We start from the raw sequence: 13,138 nt of genomic DNA on the forward strand, positions 1-13,138 counted from the left end.
GCGGAAAACTCATAGGAATACTGGTTGTGTTCGAACTCTTCGGTAAGAAGGCCAACACCCTTCTAGGGATCGATATTAGCTCTACCTCGGTAAAACTCCTTGAGTTGAGTCGTTCCGGCACTCGTTACAAGGTCGAGTCTTATGCGGTCGAACCGCTGCCGGCCAATGCCGTCGTCGAAAAGAATATTGCCGAACTCGAAGGGGTTGGACAGGCGTTGTCGCGCGTGCTGGTCAAGGCCAAGACGAACGCCAAAATAGTGGCGGTTGCTGTGGCGGGCTCGGCGGTCATCACCAAGACCATCGAGATGGACGCCGGTCTGTCCGACGACGACATGGAAAACCAGCTCAAGCTTGAAGCTGACCAGTACATTCCCTATCCCCTCGAAGAAGTCGCCATCGATTTTGAAGTCCAGGGCTATTCGGCTCGCAATCCCGAGCGCGTCGAAGTGCTGCTGGCCGCCTGCCGCAAGGAAAACGTGGAAGTACGTGAGGCCGCTTTGGCGCTGGCCGGGCTGACGGCCCGTGTCGTCGACGTGGAGGCCTATGCACTGGAGCGTTCTTTCGGTCTGCTGTCTGCCCAACTGGGCAATGACCACGATCAACTGACCGTTGCCGTGGTGGACATCGGCGCAACCATGACCACCCTGAGCGTGCTGCATCACGGGCGCATCATCTATACCCGCGAGCAATTGTTCGGTGGGCGCCAGCTGACCGAGGAAATTCAGCGTCGCTATGGCCTGTCCATGGAAGAAGCGGGGCTTGCGAAGAAGCAGGGCGGGCTGTCCGACGATTACGTCAGTGAAGTGTTGAACCCCTTCAAGGATGCTCTGGTGCAGCAAGTGTCTCGCTCGCTGCAGTTTTTCTTTGCTGCCGGGCAGTACAACACCGTCGACTACATCATGCTGGCGGGCGGTACGGCTTCCATTCCGGGACTTGAGCACTTGATCCAGAAACGTCTTGGCACGCCAACCCTGGTCGCGAACCCTTTTGCCGACATGGCCCTGAGCTCCAAGGTCAACGCCGGTGCATTGGCCAGTGATGCTCCCGCGTTGATGATCGCCTGCGGTCTTGCCCTGAGGAGCTTCGACTGATGGCTCGGATCAACCTTTTACCGTGGCGTGAAGAGCTTCGCGAAGAGCGCAAGAAACGCTTTCTGACGGCGCTGGTGTGTGTGCTGGTTTTCTCGGTGGGCGCTCTGTTTCTGCTCGATCGCTACATCAACAACGCGATCACTTATCAGGAAGCACGCAACGCATTCATCCAGAAGGAAATCGCCCAGCTCGATATCCGAATCAAGGAAATCAGCGACCTGAAAGCCCGGCGCAAACAGTTGCTGGAGCGGATGAAGATCATCCAGGACTTGCAGGGCAATCGTCCGATCATTGGCCGGGTGTTCGATCAACTGGCGCGGACCTTGCCCGATGGCGTTTATTTTTCAGATGTCAAAATGACCGACAAATTGATTTCCATCAGCGGGGCTGCCGAGTCCAACAACCGGGTTTCGGACCTGATGCGCAACATGGAGGCCTCCGACTGGCTCGCCTCCCCGAGCCTGACCGAGGTCAAGGCGACCACGGCAGGTGCAGTGGATCAGGCGAACGTCTTTCAACTGACGGTCCGCCAGACCCAGCCTGTTGTTGTGGTTGAAGGGGCCAAGCCATGAATTTTTCTGAATGGCTGGAAGGGCTTCGCCGGGTCGACCTCAATGACCTGGATCTCAACAACCTGGGTTCCTGGCCTGCAGCGGTCAAGGCCATCTCCGGCGTGCTGGTGATGGTGCTGGTGTTTGCGCTGGGTTATTTCCTTTTCATCCAGGAGCTGGAAACCCGGCTCGAAGGTGCCCAGGCCAACGAACTGATGCTGCGCGAGCAGGTGTCGACCAAGGCCTTCCAGGCCGCGAACCTGGAGCCTTACAAGAAGCAGATGGAAGAAATGGAAAACACCTTCGGCGCACTGTTGCGGCAATTGCCCAGTGACACCGAGGTGCCTGGCCTGCTCGAAGACATCACTCGTACAGGCCTGGGAAGTGGTCTGGAGTTCGAGGAAATCAAGCTGTTGCCCGAAGGGGTCCAGCAGTTCTATATCGAGCTGCCGATCCAGATCACGGTCGTGGGTGGCTATCACGATCTTGCGACGTTCGTCAGTGGCGTTGCCAGCTTGCCGCGCATCGTGACGCTGCATGACTTCGAGATCAAACCGGTCGACCCCAAATCTCAGACCAAGCTACGCATGAACATTCTGGCCAAGACCTACCGCTACAACGATGAAGGGCTGAAGAAATGAGGGCGGCGCGACTGCTGTGCGTCAGTGTGGTCCTGATGGGGCTGGCCGGGTGTGATAACGATCAGGAGTTCGCCGATCTCAGCGCTTTTGTCGATGAGGTCAAGACGCGTCCTTCGGGCAATATCGATCCATTGCCCAAGTTCCGTCCCTATGAAACCTTTACCTATAACGCGGCCAACCTGCGCAGTCCGTTCCAGCCTCCGGTGAAGATCGATCTGCTCAATCGCCAGAAAGGCTCACGGCTGGTCAAGCCGGACGAGACGCGGGTCAGGCAGTTTCTCGAAGGGTTCAATATCGAATCCTTCGAGATGGTCGGAACCATTGGCAACGAATCGGGTACATTCGCCTTGTTGCGCGGTGCCGGAGGGGTTCATCGCGTAAAAGTGGGTGATTATCTGGGCCGCAATAACGGCCGGATTGTGTCGGTCAGCGATGCGCAGGTCGATGTCATTGAAATAGTTCCTGATGGAGAGGGGGCCTGGCTTGAAAGGCCGCGCAGTATTTCCCTCAAAGAACGCTCATGAAGTGGGCAAGGCCAAGCATGCTTAACACCGCACAACGGAAATTCATCATGATCAGGATTCTCTCGATTATCGGCGTTTCGCTAGGGATAGCGATGCTTTCGCCGGTTCTCCAGGCAGCCAATCTTAAAACGCTGGATGTTGCAGCCTTGCCAGGCGACCGGATCGAGCTGAAGCTTTCCTTCGATTCTCCGGTTCCTGCGCCGCGCGGTTATACCACCGAACAGCCGGCGCGCATCGCGCTGGACCTGCCGGGTGTGACCAGCCAGCTGGCAACCAAGAGTCGTGATCTGGGTGCGGGCAATGCGCGCAGTGTCGTGGTGGTTCAGGCCCAGGACCGCACGCGGGTCATCATCAACATGACGACGCTGTCTCCTTACAGCTCCCGAGTCGAAGGCAACAACCTGTTCGTGGTGGTCGGCCAGGGCGCTGCCGCTGCGCAATCCTCCCAGCCGAGCACGGCCATGGGAACACCGCGAGTCGCCGTCCCGACGCCCGCTCCGTCAGCGGCACGGCCTTACGTGCCGGCAGGTGTGAAAGCCATCAGGAATATCGACTTCCAGCGCGGCGAGCTGGGTGAAGGCAATGTAGTCATCGACCTGAGCAGTCCTGGCATTTCTCCGGACATTCAGGAGCAGGGCGGCAAGATTCGTATCGACTTTGCCAAGACCCAGTTGCCTGAGCCGCTGCGAGTCAGGCTGGACGTCAAGGATTTCGCCACGCCTGTGCAGTTCGTGAGTGCCACGACCTCCGGCGACAAGGCGAGCATCAGCATCGAGCCTTCGGGCTCCTTCGATTACTCGGCCTACCAGACTGAAAACAAGCTGACCATCAGCGTGCGCCCCCTGACCAATGAAGACCTGGATCGCCGTGCTGCCGACAAGCCGGTCTACACCGGTGAAAAACTGTCGCTGAATTTCCAGGACATCGATGTGCGCTCGGTGCTGCAACTGATTGCCGACTTCACTAACCTGAATCTGGTGGCCAGTGACACGGTTCAGGGCGGTATCACCCTGCGCCTGCAGAACGTGCCGTGGGATCAGGCGCTGGATCTGGTGCTCAAGACCAAGGGCCTCGACAAGCGCAAGGTCGGCAGTGTCCTGCTGGTCGCGCCAGCCGATGAAATCGCCGCCCGTGAGCGTCAGGAGCTGGAATCCCTCAAACAGATTTCCGAACTGGCGCCGTTACGGCGCGAGCTTCTGCAGGTCAATTACGCCAAGGCGGCCGACATCGCCAAGCTGTTCCAGTCGGTGACCAGCGTCGAATCGAAAGCCGACGAACGCGGTTCGATCACTGTGGATGAGCGTACCAACAATATCATTGCCTACCAGACCCAGGATCGCCTCGACGAGCTGCGTCGCATCGTGTCCCAGCTGGATATTCCTGTGCGTCAGGTGATGATCGAGGCGCGCATCGTTGAAGCCAACGTCGATTACGACAAGGCTCTGGGAGTGCGCTGGGGTGGTACCAAGGTTGGCAGTGGCAACTGGAATACCTACGGTCTGGACGATAACGGCGACGAGGCGGGCAATACTGGCAGCGACCTGAGCGCCAACACGCCATTCGTCGACCTGGGTGCCGGTGGCGCGACCTCCGGGATCGGCATCGCCTTCGTCACCAACAATACCCTGCTCGATCTCGAGTTGAGCGCAATGGAAAAGACCGGCAACGGTGAAATCGTTTCCCAGCCCAAGGTGGTCACTTCCGACAAGGAAACCGCCAAGATCCTCAAAGGTACGGAAATCCCTTATCAGGAATCCAGCTCCAGCGGCGCCACAACCGTGAGTTTCAAGGAAGCGTCCCTGTCGCTGGAAGTGACGCCGCAGATCACGCCGGACAACCGCATCATCATGGAGGTCAAGGTCACCAAGGATGAGCCGGACTACCTCAATGCCGTGCTGGGTGTACCTCCGATCAAGAAAAACGAGGTCAATGCCAAGGTGCTGGTTTCCGATGGCGAGACGATCGTGATCGGTGGCGTGTTCTCCAACACACAAAGTAAAGTTGTAGAGAAAGTGCCATTTCTTGGCGATGTACCGTATCTTGGCCGCCTTTTCCGTCGAGATACGGTTTCAGAAGCGAAATCCGAGCTGTTGGTATTTCTGACTCCGCGTATCATGAACAACCAGGCGATTGCTGTGAGTCGTTGATTCTGTGCGAAATTTAATACTTGTAGGGCCGATGGGGGCTGGTAAAAGCACCATCGGCCGTTTGCTTGCCAAAGAGCTGCGCCTACCGTTCAAGGATTCCGACAAGGAAATCGAGTTGCGCTCGGGCGCAAATATTCCGTGGATTTTCGACAAGGAAGGCGAGCCCGGCTTTCGCGACCGCGAGCAGGCGATGATTGCAGAGCTGTGTGAATCCGATGGCGTCGTTCTGGCGACGGGCGGCGGAGCCGTCATGCGCAGCGAAAACCGTCAGGCACTGCATGCCGGTGGGCGTGTGGTGTATCTGCATGCCTCGGTCGAGCAGCAGGTCGGGCGCACGGCTCGTGACCGCAATCGTCCGTTGTTGCGCACGGCCGACCCGGCCCGGGTATTGGGCGAGTTGCTGGCCATTCGTGACCCGCTGTATCGGGAAATCGCCGATCTGGTGGTTGAAACCGATGAACGGCCACCCCGTATGGTCGTTCTTGACATACTTGCCCGCTTGGCAGAGCTTCCTCCCCGTTAAAGCGCAGACGAAAATGCGCTATCCTCGGCGACCATCAAAACAGCGACAGCCATTGGCTGTCCTGGCGCATGGGAAAACATGCGCAACGCCCAATCGTTAATCAATGTGGGGACACATGCAGACACTTAAGGTCGAGCTTGGTGAGCGTAGCTACCCGATTCATATTGGCGAAGGCCTTCTGGACAAGCCTGAGCTCCTGATCCCGCATATCGTCGGGCGGCAGGTGGCTATCGTTTCCAATACCACGGTGGCTCCTCTTTATCTCGAACGATTGACGCGAACGCTGGTGGGGTACAACGTCCTGTCAGTGGTGTTGCCTGACGGCGAAGCGTTCAAGAACTGGGAAACCCTGCAAACCATCTTCGATGGCCTGCTCACGGCACGGCACGACCGCCGCACGACGGTGATCGCCCTCGGTGGCGGTGTGATCGGCGACATGGCCGGATTTGCTGCCGCCTGTTACCAGCGTGGCGTGAATTTCATCCAGATCCCGACCACGCTGTTGTCCCAGGTGGATTCGTCGGTAGGCGGCAAGACCGGCATCAACCATCCGCTGGGCAAGAACATGGTGGGGGCTTTCTATCAGCCCGGCGTCGTGCTGATCGATACCACCACACTCAACACCCTGCCTGAGCGTGAACTGTCCGCCGGGCTGGCTGAAGTCATCAAGTACGGCCTGATCTGCGACGAGCCGTTCCTGACCTGGCTCGAAGAGCACGTCGACCAGTTGCGCGGCCTGGACCAGAAGGCCCTGACCATCGCCATCGAGCGCTCATGCGCCGCCAAGGCGCTGGTGGTGGGCGCCGATGAGCGAGAGTCCGGTGTCAGGGCAACCTTGAACCTGGGTCACACTTTTGGCCACGCCATCGAAACTCATATGGGCTATGGTGTCTGGCTGCATGGCGAGGCGGTTGCCGCCGGTACGGTCATGGCTCTGGAAATGTCTTCGCGTCTTGGCTGGATCACCACCCAGGAGCGTGATCGCGGTATCCGCCTGTTGCAACGTGCAGGCTTGCCGGTTGTGCCGCCACAGGACATGACGGAAAACGATTTTCTTGAACACATGGCGATCGACAAGAAAGTGATCGATGGTCGCCTGCGTCTGGTGCTTCTGCGTCAGATGGGTGAAGCGGTTATCACGGACGATTATCCAAAAGAAGTACTACAGGCCACTCTGAGGGCGGATTACCGCGCTCTGGTGGATCAGCTTAGAGGTTAACGGAAAACCCATGACTAGTTTGCATGCCGACGAGGCTTTCCTCGGCCATTATCAGTTGAGTCATGACCCCTTTGCAGCGCGGGTACCTGGCTTCAAGTTTTTCCCTGCCCAGCGCAAGTCGGTGCTGGGTCAGCTTCATCACCTGGCTCGTTACAGCCAGTTGCTGCTTGCCGTCACCGGCCCTCAGGGCAGCGGCAAGACCTTGTTGCGCCAGGCGCTGGTAGCCAGCACCAACAAGCAGTCGGTGCAGAGCGTGGTCATTTCGGCGCGTGGCGCCAGCGATGCGGCAGGCGTACTGCAGCAGGTCGCCCAGGCGCTGATTGTCGCCCAGGCTGAAATGCAGGCGATTCTGGCACAGGTCGTACAGCTTGCGCTGACCGGTCAGGAAGTCTATCTGCTGGTGGACGATGCGGAACAACTAGGCGATTCGGCGCTCGAAGCGTTGCTGGGTCTGGCCGCAGGTACGCCTGAGGGGCGTCCGCATGTGTTCCTGTTTGGCGAGCCGTCGCTGATCGACCGTCTCGATCAGTTGTGTGCCGACCTGCAGGGTGATGTCGAAGGCGAGCGCTTTCATGTCATCGAGTTGCAACCTTATACCGAAGAAGAAACCCGGGAGTATCTGGCTCAACGTCTGGAAGGTGCAGGGCAAGGAATCGCGTTGTTCACTGCCGAGCAGATTACCGATATTCATGAACAGTCCGATGGCTGGCCTGGGAATATCAACCAGGTTGCCCGCGATTCAATGATCGAGGCGATGATCGCGAGTCGCTCCGCGGTCAAGCGCCCAAGTGTGGGGTTCAACATGCCGAAAAAACACGTACTGGCCCTTGGTGCAGTTGTCGTGGTCGCAGTGGCAGCCGCGGTGCTGATCCCTGGCCGTGGCGACAAGAGCGCTGCGCCAGCCAATGCTCCGGCCCAGGCCCAGTTGCCACTGGGTCAGGGCACGCCCGCGAATCAGCAATCCAATAATGGCGGTCCGGCTATCGAGTTTGCGGGTAACTCGCAGCCGATGCCTCTGCCGCTGGTGGGTAACTCGCAACCTGTGATGCGCGGCCCTCTGGCTGAAGCGGCAGGTGCCGGTGAAACCGATGAAGATGCAGTGCCAATGGGCTCTCCAGCCCAGCCGGCCACGGTAACGACCACTGCACCACCTGCCGGTGCGCAGGCCGGTGCCGTGCCTCGCTCTTCCATTCCGGCTCCTGCGGCGGCAACGCCGGTGGCTCCGGCCGCCAAGCCTGCACCGGCGCCAGCTCCGGCTCCGGCTCCGGCTCAGGTCGCCACAGCCAAGCCGGCACCCGCAGCGGCTCCAGCCGCCAAACCTGCCGCAGCCGCTGCCAAGCCGGCTGCTGGTGGCAACTGGTACAGCGGCCAGGCGCCAGGGCATTATGTGGTGCAAATCCTGGGCACCAGCTCGGAAGCAACGGCTCAGGCCTATGTTGCCGAGCAGGGCGGCGAGTACCGTTATTTCAAGAAAACATTGCAGGGCAAGCCCCTGTATGTCGTGACATACGGTAATTTTTCGGACCGCGCTGCAGCCCTTGCAGCCATCAAAGTCTTGCCAGCAAAGGTTCAGGCTGGTAAACCTTGGCCCCGTACTGTCGCCAGCATCCAACAAGAGCTCGGCGCCAGTCGCTGAAGTCGCAGCGGCCTTATCCAGGCCGCTCACCCGGCAAACCTGATTTTACCTGCTCCGACGTGCCGCTTCTGGCGGCGCGCCTTGCAGTGTCTGCGTTACAAACGCCCTGACGTTTCGGTCGCTTCGGTCAGAATATTGAAAAATACTTTGACTAGCACAATGCTCAGCTATAAAACCTTCATAAATGCGACATTGATTTTCGGCTTTTCGCCGTTAAATTTGTGGGCCTTTGTGTCGCTGTGTACAATGACCTCCGTTTTGCCTCTCCGAAGCCGGCGTACGTTCGGCGTGACTGGTAATTGATTGAATTGAAAAGAAATTTGCCTCGCATAGAGGCAGCCTGGTGAGAAAGTGTCTATGAAAGCCGGTCTATACCAACCAGATGAATTCAAGGATAACTGCGGCTTCGGCCTGATCGCTCATATGCAGGGCGAGCCCAGTCATCACCTGTTGCAGACGGCTATTCAAGCCCTGACCTGCATGACCCACCGTGGTGGTATCAACGCCGACGGCAAGACCGGTGACGGTTGTGGCCTGTTGATTCAGAAGCCCGATGCATTCCTGCGTGCGGTCGCCAAGGAACACTTTGGTGCTGATCTGCCTCGCCAGTATGCCGTGGGCATGGTGTTCCTCAATCAGGACGACGCCAAAGCTGACATCGCTCGCGAGAACATGAATCGCGAAATCCTCGCCGAAGGCCTGACTCTGGTCGGCTGGCGTCAGGTGCCTATCGATACCAGCGTACTGGGCCGTCTGGCTCTTGAGCGTCTGCCGAAGATCGAGCAGGTATTTATCGGTGCAGAAGGCCTGAGCGATCAGGAGTTCGCCATCAAGCTGTTCAGTGCCCGTCGCCGTTCGTCGGTGTCCAACGCTGCCGATACCGACCACTATGTCTGCAGCTTTTCGCACAAGACCATCATCTATAAAGGTCTGATGATGCCGCGCGACCTGACGGCATTCTTCCCGGACCTGAGCGACGAGCGCCTGCAAACCGCGATCTGCGTGTTCCACCAGCGCTTCTCGACCAACACCCTGCCGAAATGGCCGCTTGCCCAGCCATTCCGCTTCCTCGCCCACAACGGCGAGATCAACACCATTACCGGTAACCGTAACTGGGCGCAGGCGCGTCGTACCAAGTTCACCAACGATCTGATGGATCTGGAAGAACTCGGCCCGCTGGTCAACCGTGTGGGTTCCGACTCATCGAGCATGGACAACATGCTTGAGCTGATGGTCACCGGCGGCATCGACCTGTTCCGTGGCGTGCGCATGATCATTCCGCCAGCGTGGCAGAACGTTGAAACCATGGACCCCGATCTGCGGGCGTTCTATGAGTACAACTCCATGCACATGGAGCCGTGGGACGGTCCGGCTGGCGTCGTGATGACCGAAGGCCGCCATGCGGTCTGCCTGCTCGACCGTAACGGTCTGCGCCCGGCGCGCTGGGTCACGACCAAGAACGGCTACATCACCCTGGCGTCGGAAATCGGCGTGTGGGACTACAAGCCTGAAGACGTCATTGCCAAGGGCCGTGTCGGTCCGGGCCAGATCTTCGCGGTAGATACCGAAACCGGTCAGATCCTCAATACTGATGCCATCGACAACCGCCTGAAGTCGCGTCATCCGTACAAGCAATGGCTGCGCAAGAACGCCTTGCGCATTCAGGCGACCATGGAAGACAACGACCACGGTTCGGCCTTCTACAACCCTGAACAGCTCAAGCAGTACATGAAGATGTACCAGGTCACGTTCGAGGAACGCGATCAGGTACTGCGTCCGCTGGGTGAGCAGGGCCAGGAAGCGGTCGGCTCCATGGGCGACGACACGCCGATGGCGGTACTGTCGCGTCGTGTGCGCTCGCCGTTCGACTACTTCCGTCAGCAGTTCGCACAGGTGACCAACCCGCCGATCGACCCGCTGCGTGAAGCCATCGTCATGTCGCTGGAAATCTGCCTCGGTGCCGAGCGCAACATTTTCCAGGAATCGCCTGAGCATGCCTCGCGTGTGATCCTCAGCTCGCCGGTCATTTCCCCGGCCAAGTGGCGTTCTCTGATGAACCTGGAGCGCCCTGGCTTCGAGCGCCATATCATCGACCTGAACTACGACGAAAGCGTCGGTCTGGAAGCGGCGATTCGCAACATCGCCGATCAGGCCGAAGAAGCCGTCCGCGCTGGCCGTACCCTGCTGGTGCTGAGCGACCGGCACATTGCTCCGGGCAAACTGCCTGCTCACGCTTCCCTGGCGGTTGGCGCGGTTCACCACCGTCTGACCGAAAAAGGTCTGCGATGCGACAGTAACATCCTGGTCGAAACCGCGACGGCCCGTGACCCGCACCACTTTGCCGTGCTGATCGGCTTCGGTGCTTCGGCGGTCTATCCGTTCCTGGCCTACGAAGTGCTGGGCGACCTGATCCGTACCGGTGAAGTACTGGGCGACCTTTACGAAGTCTTCAAGAACTACCGCAAAGGCATCACCAAGGGCCTGCTCAAGATTCTGTCGAAGATGGGTATCTCCACCGTTGCGTCCTACCGTGGCGCGCAACTGTTCGAGGCCATCGGCCTGTCCGAGGAAGTCTGCGACGTCAGCTTCCGTGGCGTACCGAGCCGCCTGAAAGGCGCCCGTTTCGTCGATATCGAAGCCGAACAGAAGGCGCTGGCAGCCGAAGCCTGGAGCCCGCGCAAGCCGATCCAGCAAGGTGGCCTGCTCAAGTTCGTGTTTGGTGGCGAGTACCACGCCTACAACCCGGACGTGGTCAGCACCCTGCAAGCTGCCGTGCAGCAGGGCGACTACAGCAAGTTCAAGGAATACACCTCGCTGGTTGACAAGCGTCCGGTGTCGATGATTCGCGACCTGTTCCAGGTCAAGACTCTCGACCAGCCGCTGAGCCTCGATGAAGTCGAGCCGCTGAGCGAGATCCTCAAGCGTTTCGACTCTGCCGGGATTTCCCTCGGCGCGCTGTCGCCGGAAGCTCACGAAGCGCTGGCCGAAGCCATGAACCGTCTGGGCGCTCGCTCCAACTCCGGTGAGGGCGGCGAAGACCCATCGCGCTACGGCACCATCCGCAGCTCCAAGATCAAACAGATCGCCACTGGCCGTTTCGGCGTGACGCCTGAGTATCTGGTCAATGCTGATGTGTTGCAGATCAAGGTCGCTCAAGGCGCCAAGCCGGGTGAAGGCGGGCAACTGCCGGGCGGCAAGGTCAACGGCCTGATCGCCAAGTTGCGCTATGCCGTACCGGGCGTGACCCTGATTTCGCCTCCGCCGCACCACGACATCTACTCCATCGAAGACTTGTCGCAGCTGATTTTCGACCTGAAACAGGTCAACCCGTTGGCACTGGTATCGGTCAAGCTGGTAGCAGAAGCCGGCGTTGGTACTATCGCCGCTGGCGTGGCCAAGGCCTATGCCGACCTGATCACCATTTCCGGCTACGACGGCGGCACAGGCGCTTCGCCTCTGACTTCGATCAAGTACGCCGGTGCGCCGTGGGAGCTTGGCCTGGCCGAGACTCACCAGACCCTGCGCGGCAACGACCTGCGCGGCAAGGTCCGGGTACAGACCGACGGTGGTCTGAAAACCGGTCTGGACGTGATCAAGGCCGCTATCCTCGGTGCTGAAAGCTTCGGCTTCGGTACGGCGCCGATGATTGCCCTGGGCTGCAAATACCTGCGCATCTGCCACCTGAACAACTGCGCCACCGGCGTAGCGACCCAGAACGAAAAACTGCGCAAGGATCACTACATCGGCACCGTCGATATGGTGATCAACTTCTTCACCTACGTGGCTGAAGAAACCCGCGAGTGGCTGGCCAAACTGGGCGTTCGCTCCCTGGAAGAGCTGATCGGTCGTACCGACCTGCTGGATATCCTGCCGGGCGAAACCGAGAAGCAGCAGCATCTGGACCTCACGCCTCTGTTGGGCAGCGACCACGTGCCTGCCGACAAGCCGCAGTTCAGCCTTGTTGACCGCAACCCGCCGTTCGACAAAGGCCTGCTGGCAGAGAAAATGGTGGAGCTGGCCAAACCGGCCATCGAATCCCTGAGTGGCGGTGAGTTCGAGCTGGATATCTGCAACTGCGACCGTTCCATCGGCGCGCGGATTTCCGGTGAGATCGCCAAACTGCATGGCAATCAGGGCATGAACAAGGCTCCGGTCACCTTCCGCTTCAAAGGCACGGCCGGGCAGAGTTTCGGCGTGTGGAACGCCGGTGGCCTTAACATGTATCTGGAAGGCGATGCCAACGACTACGTCGGCAAAGGCATGACCGCTGGTAAGCTGGTGATCGTTCCGCCTAAAGGCAGTCCGTTCAAGACCAACGAAAGCGCCATCGTGGGCAACACCTGCCTGTACGGCGCGACTGGCGGCAAGCTGTTCGCGGCCGGTACGGCGGGCGAGCGCTTCGCGGTGCGTAACTCGGGTGCTCACGCCGTCGTGGAAGGCACTGGCGACCACTGCTGCGAATACATGACCGGCGGTTTCGTCTGTGTGCTGGGCAAGACTGGCTACAACTTCGGTTCCGGCATGACCGGCGGTTTCGCCTACGTGCTCGACCAGGACAACACCTTCGTTGACCAGGTCAACCATGAGCTGGTCGAGATTCAGCGCATCAGCGGCGAGTCGATGGAAGCCTATCGTACTCACCTGCAAAGCGTGCTGAACGAGTATGTCGAGGAAACCGGCAGTGAGTGGGGTCGTAACCTGGCCGAAAACCTGGACGACTACCTGCGCCGTTTCTGGCTGGTCAAGCCCAAGGCTGCCAACCTGAAATCGCTGCTCTCCAGCACCCGGGCGAATCCGCAATAAGAC

At 59.3% G+C, this 13,138-nt stretch carries 9 protein-coding genes; all 9 read left to right on the plus strand.

Annotation, left to right across the window (positions count from 1 at the left end; translation table 11 throughout):
• Window positions 1-26 precede the first annotated feature (26 nt).
• On the plus strand, window positions 27-1,091 hold the full coding sequence (locus tag KGD89_RS01855; RefSeq protein WP_025258132.1) for a pilus assembly protein PilM: 1,065 nt from the start codon (window positions 27-29) through the stop codon (window positions 1,089-1,091).
• Window positions 1,091-1,663, plus strand: a complete 573-nt coding sequence (locus KGD89_RS01860; RefSeq protein WP_025258133.1) for a PilN domain-containing protein — start codon at window positions 1,091-1,093, stop codon at window positions 1,661-1,663. The genes KGD89_RS01855 and KGD89_RS01860 overlap by 1 nt, the downstream gene beginning before the upstream one ends.
• Window positions 1,660-2,283 (plus strand): type 4a pilus biogenesis protein PilO, encoded by a 624-nt coding sequence (gene pilO, locus KGD89_RS01865; RefSeq protein WP_025258134.1) that lies wholly within the window; start codon window positions 1,660-1,662, stop codon window positions 2,281-2,283. The genes KGD89_RS01860 and pilO overlap by 4 nt, the downstream gene beginning before the upstream one ends.
• On the plus strand, window positions 2,280-2,807 hold the full coding sequence (locus KGD89_RS01870) for a pilus assembly protein PilP (RefSeq protein ID WP_025258135.1): 528 nt from the start codon (window positions 2,280-2,282) through the stop codon (window positions 2,805-2,807). Before pilO ends, KGD89_RS01870 begins: the two co-directional genes overlap by 4 nt.
• Window positions 2,808-2,854: 47 nt before the next feature.
• Window positions 2,855-4,954, plus strand: a complete 2,100-nt coding sequence (gene pilQ, locus KGD89_RS01875) for a type IV pilus secretin PilQ (RefSeq protein WP_025258136.1) — start codon at window positions 2,855-2,857, stop codon at window positions 4,952-4,954.
• A gap of 4 nt (window positions 4,955-4,958) precedes the next feature.
• Window positions 4,959-5,477, plus strand: a complete 519-nt coding sequence (aroK, locus tag KGD89_RS01880; protein WP_025258137.1) for a shikimate kinase AroK — start codon at window positions 4,959-4,961, stop codon at window positions 5,475-5,477.
• Between the two features lie 115 nt (window positions 5,478-5,592).
• Window positions 5,593-6,696, plus strand: a complete 1,104-nt coding sequence (gene aroB, locus KGD89_RS01885; protein WP_025258138.1) for a 3-dehydroquinate synthase — start codon at window positions 5,593-5,595, stop codon at window positions 6,694-6,696.
• Between the two features lie 10 nt (window positions 6,697-6,706).
• A complete protein-coding gene (locus KGD89_RS01890) occupies window positions 6,707-8,332 on the plus strand; it encodes an AAA family ATPase (RefSeq protein WP_025258139.1) in 1,626 nt (541 codons plus the stop codon).
• Between the two features lie 357 nt (window positions 8,333-8,689).
• Window positions 8,690-13,135, plus strand: a complete 4,446-nt coding sequence (gene gltB, locus KGD89_RS01895) for a glutamate synthase large subunit (RefSeq protein ID WP_025258140.1) — start codon at window positions 8,690-8,692, stop codon at window positions 13,133-13,135.
• Window positions 13,136-13,138: the final 3 nt, after the last annotated feature.

Source organism: Pseudomonas cichorii, assembly GCF_018343775.1.
GTDB lineage: Bacteria > Pseudomonadota > Gammaproteobacteria > Pseudomonadales > Pseudomonadaceae > Aquipseudomonas > Aquipseudomonas cichorii.